General features: G+C 58.6%; 10 protein-coding genes and 3 pseudogenes. 6 read left to right on the plus strand and 7 right to left on the minus strand.

Features of this window, described 5'->3' with window-relative positions:
* Positions 1 to 79: 79 nt before the first annotated feature.
* The 3 genes and pseudogenes from FYC77_RS19170 to FYC77_RS19180 form a co-directional block, all read left to right on the plus strand.
* A pseudogene (locus FYC77_RS19170) lies at positions 80 to 256 on the plus strand (IS5/IS1182 family transposase); the annotation flags it as partial.
* A 548-nt stretch (positions 257 to 804) separates the two neighbouring features.
* Positions 805 to 1692: a ParA family protein gene (locus tag FYC77_RS19175; protein WP_202911873.1), complete on the plus strand. Its 888-nt coding sequence runs from the start codon at positions 805 to 807 to the stop codon at positions 1690 to 1692.
* The gene (locus FYC77_RS19180) at positions 1689 to 2102 is read left to right on the plus strand and encodes a hypothetical protein (protein ID WP_149083104.1); all 414 of its coding nucleotides are present in this window, start codon (positions 1689 to 1691) and stop codon (positions 2100 to 2102) included. The genes FYC77_RS19175 and FYC77_RS19180 overlap by 4 nt, the downstream gene beginning before the upstream one ends.
* Before the next feature lie 950 nt (positions 2103 to 3052).
* Here FYC77_RS19180 and FYC77_RS21115 read toward each other — a convergent pair.
* Positions 3053 to 3637 (minus strand): annotated as a pseudogene (locus tag FYC77_RS21115) (transposase); the annotation flags it as partial.
* A gap of 105 nt (positions 3638 to 3742) precedes the next feature.
* Positions 3743 to 4911: pseudogene (locus FYC77_RS21120) on the minus strand (ISNCY family transposase); the annotation flags it as partial.
* A 105-nt stretch (positions 4912 to 5016) separates the two neighbouring features.
* On the opposite strand from FYC77_RS21120, the gene FYC77_RS19190 reads away from it, so the two are divergent.
* Both FYC77_RS19190 and FYC77_RS19195 read left to right on the plus strand, forming a co-directional pair.
* Complete coding sequence (locus FYC77_RS19190; RefSeq protein ID WP_238387045.1) at positions 5017 to 5364, plus strand: hypothetical protein; 348 nt, start codon at positions 5017 to 5019, stop codon at positions 5362 to 5364.
* Positions 5365 to 5659: 295 nt separating this feature from the next.
* Positions 5660 to 6946 carry a tyrosine-type recombinase/integrase gene (locus FYC77_RS19195; protein ID WP_149083105.1) on the plus strand — a complete coding sequence of 429 codons (1287 nt, stop codon included), beginning with the start codon at positions 5660 to 5662 and terminating at the stop codon, positions 6944 to 6946.
* A 227-nt stretch (positions 6947 to 7173) separates the two neighbouring features.
* Here the strand turns inward: FYC77_RS19195 and FYC77_RS19200 are convergent, their stop codons facing one another.
* From FYC77_RS19200 to FYC77_RS19210, 3 genes are all read right to left on the minus strand, one after another.
* The gene (locus tag FYC77_RS19200) at positions 7174 to 8169 is read right to left on the minus strand and encodes a cytochrome d ubiquinol oxidase subunit II (protein WP_149083106.1); all 996 of its coding nucleotides are present in this window, start codon (positions 8167 to 8169) and stop codon (positions 7174 to 7176) included.
* Positions 8162 to 9634 carry a cytochrome ubiquinol oxidase subunit I gene (locus tag FYC77_RS19205; RefSeq protein WP_149083107.1) on the minus strand — a complete coding sequence of 491 codons (1473 nt, stop codon included), beginning with the start codon at positions 9632 to 9634 and terminating at the stop codon, positions 8162 to 8164. Before FYC77_RS19205 ends, FYC77_RS19200 begins: the two co-directional genes overlap by 8 nt.
* A 337-nt stretch (positions 9635 to 9971) precedes the next feature.
* Entirely contained in the window at positions 9972 to 10736 is a 765-nt protein-coding gene (locus FYC77_RS19210) for a helix-turn-helix domain-containing protein (protein ID WP_149083108.1), read from the minus strand.
* 273 nt (positions 10737 to 11009) lie between these two features.
* Here FYC77_RS19210 and FYC77_RS19215 point away from each other — a divergent pair, with 273 nt between their 5' ends.
* Positions 11010 to 11855, plus strand: coding sequence for a universal stress protein (locus FYC77_RS19215; RefSeq protein ID WP_149083109.1), 846 nt, complete (start codon positions 11010 to 11012; stop codon positions 11853 to 11855).
* Positions 11856 to 12035: 180 nt separating this feature from the next.
* On the opposite strand, the gene FYC77_RS19220 is transcribed toward FYC77_RS19215, so the two are convergent.
* On the minus strand, positions 12036 to 12308 hold the full coding sequence (locus tag FYC77_RS19220) for a HalOD1 output domain-containing protein (RefSeq protein ID WP_149083110.1): 273 nt from the start codon (positions 12306 to 12308) through the stop codon (positions 12036 to 12038).
* Between the two features lie 191 nt (positions 12309 to 12499).
* Entirely contained in the window at positions 12500 to 14821 is a 2322-nt protein-coding gene (locus tag FYC77_RS19225) for an amino acid permease (protein ID WP_149083111.1), read from the minus strand.
* Positions 14822 to 15142 lie beyond the last annotated feature (321 nt).

Here is a 15142-nt window from a genome sequence, read left to right on the forward strand (position 1 = left end):
CACCATTTCAGTCCGACGGGTTGTCTTCATCAGAGTCTATACGCACCCTGCAGATTCAAACATAGCGCCAACCACTCGCGGCGGGTTCGCCCGCTGGGTACACGTCGTTTTGCACTGTTTTCGGCTCGAAGAGGGCCATAGCTACCGTGAAACGCCGAACCAGCTAAAGTACATGTCTGAGGTTCGTGACGTACTTGGCCTAGATCAGGACGAACTGCCGGATTACAGCACGATCTACAAGTCGTTCGATCGGTTGATTCTGTTTTTCACTACGTTGACTTCGCTGGGCGAGCCGGTCGACTGCAACTAACCGAAGTGAGGTCACTACCTGCACCGGCTACTCGAGAAGCGAGAGATTTAGCAGATCAATTAGCTTCGGTGGGTGAGATACCTTCGGTGTCTAACGCATCTCCGCTGTCCAGCTCAGCAGGTTCTAGCACTGTAGCCCCCTCACACCAACAATCTCGCTCACCTGGTGTGCCGACTCTAACTGTCCGGGGTGGTTTAGCTAGCTTGGGTAAGTTACCCAAACCAGGTAAATAGCATGGGAAAGGTGATTCAGCTGAACCAGCTGAACAATTTGACTCAGGTAAAACATCTGACTCAGGTGAGAAACCTGGCTCAGGTGGTGCACCTAATTAGCCTTAGCCACCTATTACTACTATTTTATCTAGGGGACTTGGTCCACCTGTGGGAGCTACCTACGGTAGAATTAAGTACGAGACGATGCGTGTGGAGAATGTCCGTCGAAACAGACACTCAGGGCACAATAGGTGCCTGAGGTATACCGGGCAACGTGATACAATGGGAACGACGAACGCACCACGGGCGGTAAGCGTGGTCATTCTGAAAGGCGGAGTCGGGAAGTCAACGACGTCGATGAACCTCGCGCGACAGCTCGCCGAGCGGGGGAGGACCCTGTTTGCGGACCTCGACCCGAACGGTCACGCGACGAACGGACTTGGCTATCAGGAGGCTTACCAGAGTGACATCAACCTCGGTGACGTACTCCTCGACGGTGACGCGACGCCGGGGGATCTCATTCGAGAGACCGAGTACGAGTTCGATCTCCTCCCGTCGTCCGATACGCTCGAGGACGTCGAGAAAGATCTCGCGGGGGCCATGCAGGGGTCGGCTCGCGTCAAGTCGAACATCGTCGACCCGCTGTTGGGTGATCGCTACGACTACATCGTGTTCGACTGCCCGGCGTATCCGGGGATGCTCAACAACAACGCACTCGTCGCCACCGGGAACGTCATCATCCCGATCGAACCCGGCTCGAGTGCGATCGGCGGATACAAACGAACGATGGAACGGCTGATCGAACCTGCACGCGAGTACATCGATGTCGACGTTCTCGCGGTGGTGCCGAACAAACTCTCCGATCGGATCGACCACCGGACCGAAGACCGCGAACTCCTCGAGAATCTCAACACGGCGACCTACGAGGTAAACGACGGTCAGCCACTCCAGGAGGTCGTTCCCGAGTTCGCACGCATCACGGGCGAGGAGTTCGATCGGATCGACGACGGTGAGATGCAGGCACCGAAGCCGGGGATTCGCCACCGATCTGCACTCTCCCGGTCGCTCCAGCACAACCAACCGTTACAGGACTACGCACCGGAGAGCGACCAGATCGACTGTTACCGCGAACTCGCGGAGATCGTCTCGAATGGGGGGATCAGCCGATGAGCGATAACCCGTTCGACGACCTCGGCGACGACGGTGAGACGGCAACTGAATCTGGCGTGGAGGGCGACGGAAACGGGGCCGAGACCGGTCGGCCGGCGTCGGAACCTGCGGGTTCGGTACCAGCCAACACCGATCCCGAACCACAGACGGAGCCGGAACCCGAACCGCCGTCAGAATCCGGACCAGCGTTCGAGTACGATGACGTTCGACAAAAACCTCTCTACGCGCGCGGTGAAACGTGGGATCAACTCGAGGACGAGTTGGGAATTACCGTCACGCCGGAGCTTCGACGGATGGGGATTCGAGACGACGAAACCCGTGAAGTCCACGACGCGATTTTGAAGGTGGCTCTCGACCATATCGACGAAGTAGCCGACCAGATTTACGAGACGCGAAAACGCGCGGAGTAACCGAGATTGGAGGCGCACTCGTCGAACCGTTTCGGCGAACCTCGATTGGAAGCAACCGTAACGAGCCGAACACGAGCTGTCTGTTCTATTCGATCCGAAAATTTTAGATATAATATGTTCGTAGTCTCTCGTGGGTCCACGCCCTGTCCCTGGCGGACACACGGCGCTCCGTAGCGATCGGGGCTGAAGGACATCGGCCGAAGGTACACGACTCGGCCCACCGCGGTTTCGGACCGGCCGTCGTGGGGACGTCCGAGCCGAGGCTGGTGACCGACAGGAATTGATCGCCGGATCGTTTCACTGGGAGCCCCCCAGGGACCACGTGTGACGCTCGAGGGTCGACGATAACGGCACTCGGCCGAAATCGAGCCGAAGAGCCCACGCGGACGTGGGACGTATACTCCCCCTTTCGGTCGTCGAATCCGTATTGCAATTGCTAGCGTTCGGACCGAGGTCCAGAGCGCGGTCGAGAACCGGGATGTCCCTCTTAGAAGTCGTCACGTCTCGCCGAATACGATGTTCTCGTGTCCCCGGCGAGTTGATAGCGGGGCGCACTACTGTGGCCTGTTCGAGGGGTTCGCCCAGCGTGGAGTGCGTCGACCGACATCTCGAGCCGCCGTGGTCGTGATCCACTCACGCTTCGTGGCGAGACCGTCTAGGCTTAGGATCGGCTGCGAGAGCGATCTGTTCAGGCGCTTTGGGGTTTTGCTAGTGGAACGAAGTTGTACTCGTTGTTGGAGTGTTTCCAGTACACGTTTCTGGGATGTAGAGCGTCTACAAACGAGCTTCGGAGGAATCAAATAAAATCCGAGTAGAACTCTCTCGAATCCTATGTCGCAATCCTTGGTTCGCTAGGTAAGATGTGCCGAGCAGCGTCCAACACGCGATTTAGGAGATAGAATGCGAGTCCTGCGGCTTGCCGCAGGCGAGCGACACCGAGTGCTTTCCGCTTAGCCACCTTGCCGGAGAGATTGACTGACCGCCCGGACGAATGTCCTGGCGGTCACGACCGGCGGCGACCTGATCTCGCGGTCTGTTCTGAGCTTCACCAAGTAATCGGTAAGCCTCCAGAGATTGTACAACAATGCTGCGAACGTGAAGCTGAACAACCGAACACGGTAGTCCTTCGAGGACGTCTTGGGAAGAAACGCTTTCACCGATTTGTACTGATTTTCGATATCCCAGCGTCGGCTGTAGCTGTTGGTGACGTGCATGATTTCTTCGGGGGCGACGTGATCACGGTTGGTCACGAACACGGCATAGCTTCCTTCAGCTTCCTCATCAGTCGCAGGTACGTACAGGAACTCTGCGGTGTGGTGGAGTTCGCCATCAATGGCGAACGGAACATCGTTCTTGACAGCGGCGTCAACTCCTTCTTTGCTCTTGATTTTCCCGATCGCCTCGTAATCGTCTTCGTACTTCGGCACTGGTGTCAGGTACACAAGCCCGCGGTCGTGAATCGTTGCGTACACCTCGTTACTGTAGAATCCCCGGTCTAGGAGCACTTCGTCGAGATCGACGTACTGCTGGGCTGGAGTGGTCTGCGTATGTTCTGACCCTATCCCAGGGCTCGTTCAGCCGTGTTTCGCTTGAGTATCGAGTTGCCGTTGATCAAGGGGTTCAGCTGTTTCGCTGGTCACTCTGTCCAGCAGTACGTCAACCACATCCGCCTTCGAATCGGCTGGCGCATCTTCTGGTTCCCACGCAGAGCGTTCCTTGACTGGCTCGATACCCAGGATGATTGGGACATCGTTCCCGACGATCGTGATCGTCGCGAACGTATACCCGTGCTTGATTTCACCGTCTTCTTTGTACCCGCTGACCATCGGCGGATACTCTGCTTTCGGGATTTTCTCGTCCTTGTCGATCCACGGCCAGACGTGGTAGGGAACGTGTGTGAAGTCGACGGCCGCCACGACGTGGCGGTCGTCGAAGGGATCTTCGTGACGAATCGTCTCGAGGATATTTTCGGTCGCCGCGTTGAACGAGGCCATCACAGCCTCTCGGTACAGTTCAGTGAACGCGACGATATCCTCGATCTGCAACTCCTGAACGGAGCGCGTTACTTCCTCGTCGGATGGCGTCGCAAACTGCTTGATTACTCGGAGAAACGTCGAGTCGTCACAGATCTCGTTCTCCTCAAGGAACCAGCCAGCTTCTCCTTCTAAGTGAGCACTCCCCTGCGTGAGGCACGCGTTGGAGAACAGATCAAGGATCTGTTCATCCAGACCCTGTTGTCAGCTCTATCGGAGTCGAACTCGGCGAAGCCGTGTCGGCGAGCGAGTTCGACGACCTTACTCCCGTGCTCGCGCACGTGTTCGCGAGACACTGTTGAATCGGATTTATCGTTGTTCGCTTCCTTTTCATCCAGGTTAATTGGAATGAGTGCCTCCGAAATAACGTCGTGATCACGGGCTTCACGAGCTATTCCCTTCGCAGCGGCCTCAAGCGTGGTCTTGGTCTGCTCGCTGAATTGGTTCCAAGCGTATGAGAGATTCTGCTGAGTCGGCACCCTGTTCAACCCTAGCTGTTTCAGCAGTGCTGGACGGTTCTCAAGCCGATCTGCGACCTCGCTTTGGGCGAGGTCGTAGATCGTCTGGTAGATGTAGACTCGTGCCATTGACTCGGTTCCGAACGAGACTTTGTGCTGTTGTCGAGTGTCTGTTAGTCCATCCACGGGAATCGAGACGTCTCCAAGTACACGCCAAAGATGATCAGCTGTTTCACAGACTTTCTTGGCGTGGATGACGATCGCCCCCGCCAAAGCGGGGGCATCGTCGTCAACTGCAGGAGTGATGTTTGATGCCATTAACAGTCAGTCCAGATACTGAAACCGAAGGAGAGATTCCCCATTAGGGTACCACATTTGGACCCACGCCGAACGGTTATTTACGCGCCAAGAGCTACTTGGAGTATGGCTCAAGATGGATCCCTTGTTGAATCGCTTCCAGACCGCCCACTCAAGGATACTGAGCGTGACTCACTCGAACGACACGAGAGCATCCAGTCAATAATGCCTCAGACGACGAAATTTGACCCAGAACACGGGATGGTTATGGACACTGCAATGTTCATTGGCTACGACTGGGTGACAGCCGTGACCTACGAAGCAGGTCACGGCTGGAGGATTATCTACGAGAGCGGTATGGAAGATAACATCCTCTCAGATGGGTTTCTGCGAAGCGAGGACCTCTACGAAGAGCATCCAATTCAGCAAGGAATGGACGCTATGAGCGCTGTTGCCTCGGAAGACGAAGAATAGTTTCTTTTTCAAACAGCTTCTCTGAGGACGATCGTAACGGGTGTCAGCTGTATGGTGATTTGTAGAATTTGAGATCCCGAAGTTGTGCCAGTAGGGGGACCGAATTTGATATAGCGTTATATCATTTATTTCTGTTGTGGGCCAAGACGTGTCTCACCGGTGTATTTCCGTTGTCTGCGTGGGACAACAGAATACACGATAGGTTTTAGTCACTGTCACGAATACTGAAACTCGTGAAAACGAGCGTATTCGCACTCAGTCGAACGACTGTCACCGCCCTCGAGCAGGTGAGACCGTGAGCTCCGACCGAATTCGATGGTCACACAAGTCCCTCGAGGAGCTCCGAACGTTCTGGAACGTCGAGATCGAACCGGCGCTTCGGCGAAACGGCCACGATCTCGAGCGACGTCCGACGTATCAGGACCTCCTCGAAGTCGGTTACGGCGGGATTCAGGACGCACTTCGTCGTCACCACGGGATGACGCTCGGTGAATTTCTCGAGAGCGTCGGATACTCCAGTACAGAGTCTAACGACGAGTACCAGTGGGAAATCGAGGACGCCACGACGATCGACGAACTCGAGGGCTTTCTCCGAACCGCTCGTCGACGGCGAGGGCTCAGCGAGCACACGGTTCGTTCCAAGCGAACGCGTCTCGCCCGCTTTGCCCGATTGTACCGACGATTACACGGGCGTGCGGAGTTCGTTGACCGCACGCGAACCCGTGATACGGCACCGGAGGAGAACGGACGATCGATGGCCGTCTTCGACGAACTCGATCGACAACTCGATAGCCCAGAGTCGAAACTCCACCACCTCAGCGACGTCAACGACTTTTATACGTACTTACGGACGGTCCGAAACGTCGCAGTTTACAACCCGGTCGCGAACTTCCGCGACTCGGTGTACGAAAAGTGGACGAGAGCCACTCCTGAGCGGGCTAACCGGGATCCACCGGCGCTCGAGACCGCCCAGGTTCGATCGATCGTCAGTACCTGTGAGGACCTCGAAGACCGATTGCTCGTCCTGGCAACGTGTGCGTGGGGGCTTCGACGCGGCGAAGTCGCTTCACTCCATCACGACCAGTTCGTCCTCTCCGATGACGATCCGCGGGTCGTCTTCGGCGACGGCCGCAAGAACGGCCCGGGCTCGGTGACCCTCCAGTACGGCGTTACAGATCTCGAGTGTCGACTTCGTTCCCTGAGCGAGCGGGATAGCTGGGGTGGATACCTCTTCCCTTCGAGGGCGTCTCGAACCGGTCACATCTCCCCGGATACCGTTACGAATCGATTCAAGCGTCTGGCTCGAGAGGCTGGCGTGGTCGTTCGCGGTGAAATTCCTACGCCTCAGCACGGCCGTCGATTCTGGTATCGAACGTACCTCGATGCGGTCCAGGCGCTCGCTGCCCAGGTCGAACACGTCGCCGAAGAGCAAGGGAGTGCTGATCCGCGGGTCGTCGTAGAGAACTACCTGGGGGAAGAACAGGCCCGAAAACGACGACGAACGGTGATGAGAGAGGCGTTAACTGACGCATTTGGCGGATCTGTGAACTCCGAAGAGAGCTCCCGCAAGACGAGAGGCTAAATCCTATAGCGCTATATAAAATGAGGGTCGTAGCACCACAACTTCGGGATCTCAAATTCTACAAACCTCTATACAGCTGACACCCGTTACGATCGTCCTCAGAGAAGCTGTTGAAAAAGAAACTATCGGTTCATGCACGGACGTGTTCGACGAATGTCTCCCGGAGCTCCGAGACGGCTACGAACCGTTTTTCGTCCGAACGCGGATTCGATCGGGTTCGAATCGGGTCAGCTGTAACTCTGTTCGGGCGTCGCCGGTCCGCTAAACAGGGAGTAGAGAAACAGGAAGTAACCGACGATGATCGGCAAGAAGATGGCTGCAAAGATGGTCGTCATGTTGAGTGGGAGTGGAGAGACGACGGCGTCACGGATCGACAGCCCGGCTGCGGGATCGATCGCGGGGTAAAGCAGGGTTCCAACGAAGACAACAAACGCAGCTGCGAGTCCCGCCGCTCCGAGAAACGTCCCGTGGTAGCGTTCGCGGGACGCGGCGAGGACGGAGCCGATCGCGGATGCGATCGTGGCGACGACGATCCCCGCGGTCGACGCCGACAGCAACACGTCGTGTAAGCCGGGATACCGGACGAACAGCGTGATCGCCGTCAGTACGAACATTCCGACGTACACCCCCGTGGCCTGACGCCCACGTTGCGTGACGTGATCACGGAGTTTTCCCCGCGTCTTGACGCCGAGAAACGCTGCACCGAGAACGATCGAGAGCGCGACGACTGTCGCCCCGACGACGAGCGGTCCGATCGCAATCGCTGACGGCTCGCCGAGCACCCAACTCGCGACGAATACGCCGAGTAAGAAGGGCGAGGCGACGCTCCCGGCGACGAAACAGACATTCCAGAAGCGGATCCACTCCTCGTCGTCGCGTTCCTCCCGGAGTTTCGATCCCAGTCCGCGCAGGGAAAGGGCAAACAATATCGCAAAGACCAGCAGATAGTGACGCGACAGGATGTTGGCGTAGACTGCGGGAAAGCCGGCAAACAGCACCGTCCCGAACAGAACGAGCCAGACTTCGTTGGCTTTCCACAGCGGGCCGAAAGCCGCGAGCAGTACTTCTCGATCCGACTCGTCGGCCTCGGCGAACAGGATGCCAAGCCCGAAGTCGAAGCCGTCCAGCAGGAGATACACGCCGAGCGCGAAGACGACCAGTCCGAACCACACCTCCGGCAACGACTCGATCATGTACGCCGAGTCGGAGAAGATCTCAGTCATCGGCGATCACCCCCGGCGAGTCGGGCTGCTCGTCCTCTTCGATTCCGACCTCGTGGCGGGACGCTTCCTCGTCGATAATCCGTCTCAGGACGTGCAGGAAGACGCCGAACAGCAGTACGTAGCCGATCACGAACGCGATCAGTGTCAGCGTCGCCTCGGTCCCGGAGACTGGCGGCGAGACACCCTCCGCGGTCGTAAGCACGTCCTGGATGATCCAGGGCTGGCGACCGATCTCGGCGACGTACCAGCCGGTGATCAGGGCGACGAATCCTAGTGGCGACGAGACCATCAGCGCCTTCAGGAGCCGATCATCGTCGGCGAGACCGCCGCGCCAGAGTCGGTAGGTTCCCCAGGCCCCGAGCGCGATGAACCAGAAGCCGAGTCCGACCATGATCCGGAACGACCAGAACACCCACGCGACAGGCGGTGACTCGTACTCGAAGTCGTTGAGTCCGGTGATCTCGGCGGTCGGATCACCTTCCGCCAGGAACGACGCCAGTTGTGGGATACTGATCGTATAGAGGTTGTCCGCCCGCGGGTCGGTAATCGACTCGAGTTCGGTTGGAATCGCGATCAGGTGGAGATCGGCCTGTCCGGTCTCGTAGTGGGCCTCCATCGCCGCGAACTTGTGTGGCTGAGTTTCGGCGACGTGGCGGCCGTACATGTCCCCGTGGACGGCCTGGAACGCCGACGTCACGAGCAAGACGACGACGGTCGCTCGAAGGGCCGTCTTCCAGACGTCGCTGTCACGGTTCTTCCAGACGAAGTAGGCAGCCATTCCCGCGATCAGCAGCGTCACCGAGATGACCGCGGCGTTTTGCATGTGAACGTACATCCAGGGGAAGCGAGGATTGAAAAACGCCGCCATCGGATCGGTAAGCTGGGCGATCGGGATGCCATCTTCCATCACGACCTCGTACCCCTGGGGTGTCTGCATCCAGGAGTTGACGACGAGGATCCAGAACGCCGAGAGCCACGCTCCAAGTGCGACCATGAACGACGAGAGTGCGTAGAACCAGCCGGAAACGCGTTCACGACCGAACAGCAACACGCCGAGGAAGACGGCCTCCATCATGAACGCCATCTTGGCCTCGAAGGAAAGCGGGCCGCCGATGAGTTCCCCGGCGGTCTTCGAGAACGCCCCGAAGTTCGTCCCGAACATAAAGCCCATCGGGATGCCGGTGACGGTCCCCATAATGAACCCGATCGCGAAAATCTTCGTCCAAAACTTCCTGAGACGCGCGTATCGTTGCTCCCCAGTCCGAACTTCCTGGACGGTGAAATAGACGAGAAACGGTGCGAGTCCGACCGAGAGTGCAGCGAAGATAATGTGGATCGTAATCGTCCAGCCGAACTGGATTCGACTGGCTAGTTCTGGCGTGAGAAACGCCAGTATCGGCCAGATTTCGGTCGTCAAAACCGCAAGTACGGCGTCGGTTGCCGACGTCGGTTGGCTAGCGTGCATATGGTGTCACCCGATATGCGTGAGTAGGGGGTTCAGCCGGGTAAGCAATTCTTCGTCTATATCCAAGTTTCGATGGTCAAACTACGCCAATTGTTGAAGTGAATCGAGCTTTCGATAGCCAAACCACAAATATAAGTCGCGAATTTTAACAACCGTGTTGGGATATGTACGAGGACGTGACGACACTGCTCACATACGAGACCAGGGCAGGTCGTTCGAAAGCGTTGGTGGCGAAACTCCATAGGCCGTCCTTCGCGGTCTGTCTACTTGCTGGGGCAGCTACGATGACTCCAATAGAGGTTCGGCACCCGCTCCATGTGTGGTCGCGAAGACGCCGTCAGTTCCCCGGACCGCCGACGCTCTCGGGATCAGTATATCGGCCCAGATATCGCTTGACGAGTTTCGACTCGGCCATCCGGAGTCGATAGGAGAGCGTCGACTTCGGGACGTCGAGTTCGGCCGAAAGCTCCGCGACCGTAACTTCACGGGGCCGTTCGTAGTACCCGCGTGCAGCCGCCTGTGAGACTGCCTCTCGTTGCGATCCGGTCAGTTCGTCGTCGACGAACGCGTCTCCGTGCCACTCGGTCGCTTCCCCGAGCTGTCCAGCCTCGACAGTGACGCCGTCCCTGCAGGCCGTTTCGATGTGTTCGAACAGCTCACCGACTGCTTCGTCGGACCGCATCAAGAGCCGCCACCGTTCCCGACCATCGTGTTGTCGCCGTTCGATGATCGTTCCCCGCTGGAGGTGTTCCGAGACGATATTGTAGACTGACTGACAATCACAGACGTCTTCGACGTAGGCGTATATCAGTCGCTGTCTCGGCGCACACTCGAGGCGATAAGATGTACTCGTTCCACAACACCGATCCGTCCCGATCGCTCGGGGGAGATAGTCACGGTCCTCGAGGATCGTCTGAAGGCGGTCGGCCACGTCCGGTGGGCCCCTGAGCTGGACGAGTCGCACGAACGATGTCCGACCGGTCGTGACGTCGATCGTCAGTGCCTCGAGATTCGGGTGGCTGTGGAACACGTCTGCCACCGGGTCTTCGCCTTCGTCGTACGTCAGCGTGAAGGTGAACTCGCGAAGACGATCGGTCCTCATCGTCCTGGACAGCCGGCCCGCCGAACTGCCTTGATCCAATTCGGCGTCGCTCGTGACGGTCGGTCCGGCTGGTCGGCAGCCGTGACGGTGGTGATCATCCCGTTTACGGATTGGTCGTCGCGACACCTAAAGGAATCGACTGGGACGATTTTCGACCCGCAGCAAGCGACGAGTCCGGTAGCAGAAAATATTGGTTGTATCTCGTCTCGGGGCCGATCGCTTTAGATAATGGAACCAGCAGAAATAGATGGAGAGGGCCTCGAACTTGTGCATATGAGGGCGATCTATGCGACAGATCTGTCTGCAGCCGGTGAAGCCGCGATCGAAACCGAAACGTGTCTCGACTGTCTCGGCCGAATCGGCATCGATGAACTCCACCTCGTCACGGCCGTCCCGGACAACGTCCACGCCGGAACGCCCGGAATCGATCACCTGAAGCGGCGGCGACGAACACTCGAGCGCTATCAACAGGAGATCGAAGCGGCCGGACTCGGTGTCGAAACCCACGTCGTCCGTGGGACACCCTATCGTCGGATCAACGGCATCGCGGAATCGATCGGGGCCGACCTGTCGATCGTCGGGTCACGTGGGAAGAGTCCACTCGAGAACCGACTCATCGGCTCGACGACGCGGAACCTCGCACGGACGACGGTCGTGCCGTTGCTCGTCAATCGAATCGAACGCGGGGTCGATGATCCACAACTCGTCGAGAAACATCTGTTCGAACGAACGCTGTACGTGACGGACTTCTCCGAGAACGCAGACCGCGCCTTCGAGGCGTTCTCCTATCTCCGCTATGCGACCCAGGAGGCGACGCTCGTCCACGTCCAGACGGAAACCAGTCCAGGTCCCGACGGGGACAACGGTCCCGAGCAGCGACTCACCGAGCTGGCTGATCGACTCGAGGAGTGGGGTGTCGACGCCACCACGGACGTTCGATACGGTGATCCCGTAGACGAAATCCTCGCGGCCGAGACCGAGTACGAACCGACGACGACGTTGCTCGGCTCGCGTGGCAGGAGTCGGCTCCGGCGACTGCTGCTTGGGAGCGTCTCCGAATCGGTCATCGCGAACGCAGACGGGAACGTCCTCCTCGTTCCACCGGGACGAACCGCCTGATCGACTCGGGTTCCGGGTACGCCGACTGCAACCGCCACCTGCACTACCTGCGAACGAAGGATAGTTGATGAGGCGGACGAGGGTGTTGTAGAAAGACTTGCATCGCGTTCCTATCGCTCTCCCGAGACCGATCTACCCGTTCACTACATCTACGAACTACTCATCAATCAGTTACGAACCTTAAGCCTCCTCGACTGTTAATTTGGAGTTTGTTATTTTCACCTGATAACCTTCAATACCGAAGCAAATAGAAACGTCCACATCGCCGGAAACTAGTTTATCGAGGGCCTCAGGATCAATGTGGTCGTATAATCTAATACCACGAGTCATTGGAAGAGATTCTGGTTCAACCTCTTCAAACGTTGCAATCGCTTCGGTAGTTACGATACTCGGTTTCGGGTTTCTGTTCTCCTCTCGCAGGCTGACCTCAACTGTCTCGTTAGAATCCCCCATGAATAGTAGTATCGTCGGGGGCTGATTGTTTGTTCTGGTCCGACTATCTAAACCGGAGCTTTGCTCACTGTGCTGCCTGTAATTGCCGTTCGATAGGGGATTATGCAGGAGGCATACGAACTGTTACCTTCAGGCTGAGTCAGATATCAATTCGGACCGTGGCAGAGAACCCACAAGGGAGACGGTGGTAGTCAGTTGAACAGGTGGTTCATCAACAGCCGCTGGAGGAGGCCGGGACGGCGGCCGTCGTGGGTCTGGACCATGACGGCAGTCGTGTCGACGCGTTCGACGAGTCGGTTACCCGGCCGCCCGAGGAGCCGTGCGCTCACTCCGGTGCGGTCGATGCCAGTTACGAGCAGGTCGGCATCGCCGACGAATCGAGCCAGGCCAGCGGTCTCGTCGTCGGTCTCGATGACGGTCGACCGGGCCGGTACCGTCAGTATGGAGATCAGTTCCTCGTGATACTGCTCGATCGTCTCTCGATGGGTCTTCGGAGCGTCCGAAGAAATCGCCTGCAGGAGATTGATATCGGCACCAGTCTCCTCGGCGACCGCGTCGGCGAACAGTAGCTTCAGCGGATCGTAGGCCCCGCGGTTGGCGACGACGGCGATCTCTCCCGCGCCGTCGAAGCCGTCGTCGTCGACCAGCAGCACGTCACAGGGTGCGTTCTCGAGTAGCCAGTCGGTACCACCACCGAACAGCCGCTGGTGGAACTGTGCCCGGTCGCGTTCGGCAACGATCAGATCGTAGTTTCCGTAGGTAGCGAAGTCGACGGTCGCCCGGTTGTGATCTTCGCTGTCGATCTCCCGGTACTCGATACGCGTGTCCGTCACCGGTCGCCGGTCGTGGTCCGTGGCTCCGCCGGACGTGCGTGCCGGTCGATGGACGTCGTGATCCTCGGGGAACCACGACGGGGTCTCGCCGCCGGAGGGAAGCCACTCGGGCGGATCGTCCGCGAACACGTCGGCGTGATCGCCGTCGAACATCCGATGGGGGACATCGACGAACTCCACGACCGAAACCGTCGTCGACCGGAGCCGTCCCATGTCGGTCGCCATCCGAAGCAGATCACGTCTGGCATCGGGAGACGTATTATCGGTAATCGCCACGAGAACGTCGTACTCCGCCTCCGACTCGAACAGTTCTCGCGTTCGGTCGAGCGCACTTCGGCTGACGTTCTCTCGAGCGCCGGCCCGTGCTGCGCCTTCCCGGCCGATCCGTGGTCGGGCGTAGCCAACGTACCAGGCGACCGAGACGAGCGTGATGGCGACTGCGCCGAGAAACGGCATCGTTCCCATCTGCGTGAGGACGATCACGCCGCCGGCCATCCCGACGAGTTGGGTCCAGGGATACAGCGGCGCGACGAACTCGGGATCGTAGTCGTCGACAGCTCCCTCACGGAAGCCGACGACGGCCAGATTCACGAGGATGAACACGAGGATCTGGAACGCCGACCCGAACTTCGCGACCTGTTCGATCGGCAGCGTCGCGATCATCACCATCATCACGCCGCCAGTGACGGCGACCGCGAATGCGGGGGTCTTGAATCGGTCGTGAAGGTGTTCGAATCGTTCGGGAACGAGGCCGTCGCGGGCCATCGCGAACGGGAATCGCGAGGCCGACAGCAGGCCTGCATTCGCCGTCGATGCCAGTGCTAGCAGCGCCGCGATAACGATTATCACCGCACCAAACTCGCCCAGGGCAGCCTCGGCCGCGTACGCGATCGACGCGACCTCTTCACCACCCTCGGGAACGAACCCGCCACCGGGCGAGAGGTCGGGTGCGACACCGATGGCGACGTAGACGATCAGCACGTAGAGGGCGGTCGTTACCAGCAGCGAACCGATCATCGCTCGCGGAATCGTCGTTCCGGGGTCTTTGACCTCTTCGGCGACCGCAGCGACCTTGATCACCCCGGCGTAGGAGACGAACACCAGCCCCGTCGCCGCGAGGATTCCCTCGGACGCGAGATCGAACGAACCAGCAGTCTGTGACGGCGTCACATCTGGAACGCCGCCGACTACGAAGTACCCCATTGCCAGCACCATCACGCCCACGATCACGAACTGAAGGCTCCCGGTGCTTTTCGTGCTGACGACGTTCAGGATCGTAAACAGCAGCGCCAGACCGAGTGCGATCGGGAGGATGTACTCCGCGAGTCCAGGTGCGACGTAGACGAGATACGGGATGCCACCGATCAACGCGAGTGCGCCCTTAAACGAGAGCATGAACCAGTTCCCGATACCAGCGATCGTCCCGAGTAACGGTCCCATCCCCCGCTCGACGTAGACGTACGAGCCGCCGTCTTCCGGCATCGCCGTCGCCATCTCCGACGCCGACAACGCTGCCGGCAACACGAGCAATCCTGCGACCAGATAGGCGACGACCACTGCCGGGCCGGCCGACGCATACGCGATCCCAGGGAGAATAAAGATGCCGCTCCCGACCATCGCACCGATCGCGATCGCCGTCGTCGCTGGGAGGCCCAGATCACGCTGCAAATCGCTCGTCATCGCTTGGCATCACCCCGCCCGGGACTGTCCGTTGTGGCTATCCGGTCGCTCGGCGGTCGTTGCTGCCACAGCGGTCCCTGCTCGTACTGCCGGCTATCGTGAGCATCCGTTGTTCCGGCCCGGTGAACGTCCTTCAGTGGCCACCGTCCGGCAGTATCACTACGAGACCGGTAGTAACAGGTCGTGTACTGATTCCATCGTGTTCGTGTCATGGTCTCTGATTGCGAGTAGTTTCTTTCTGGTTATAGCCCGTTGCACGGTTTCGAAATTAGCTCCGACCTATCACAGTGTGGTCACTACTATCAGGAATAGTCACTTTAA

The organism is Natrialba swarupiae, from assembly GCF_008245225.1.
GTDB classification, from domain to species: Archaea; Halobacteriota; Halobacteria; order Halobacteriales; family Natrialbaceae; genus Natrarchaeobius; species Natrarchaeobius swarupiae.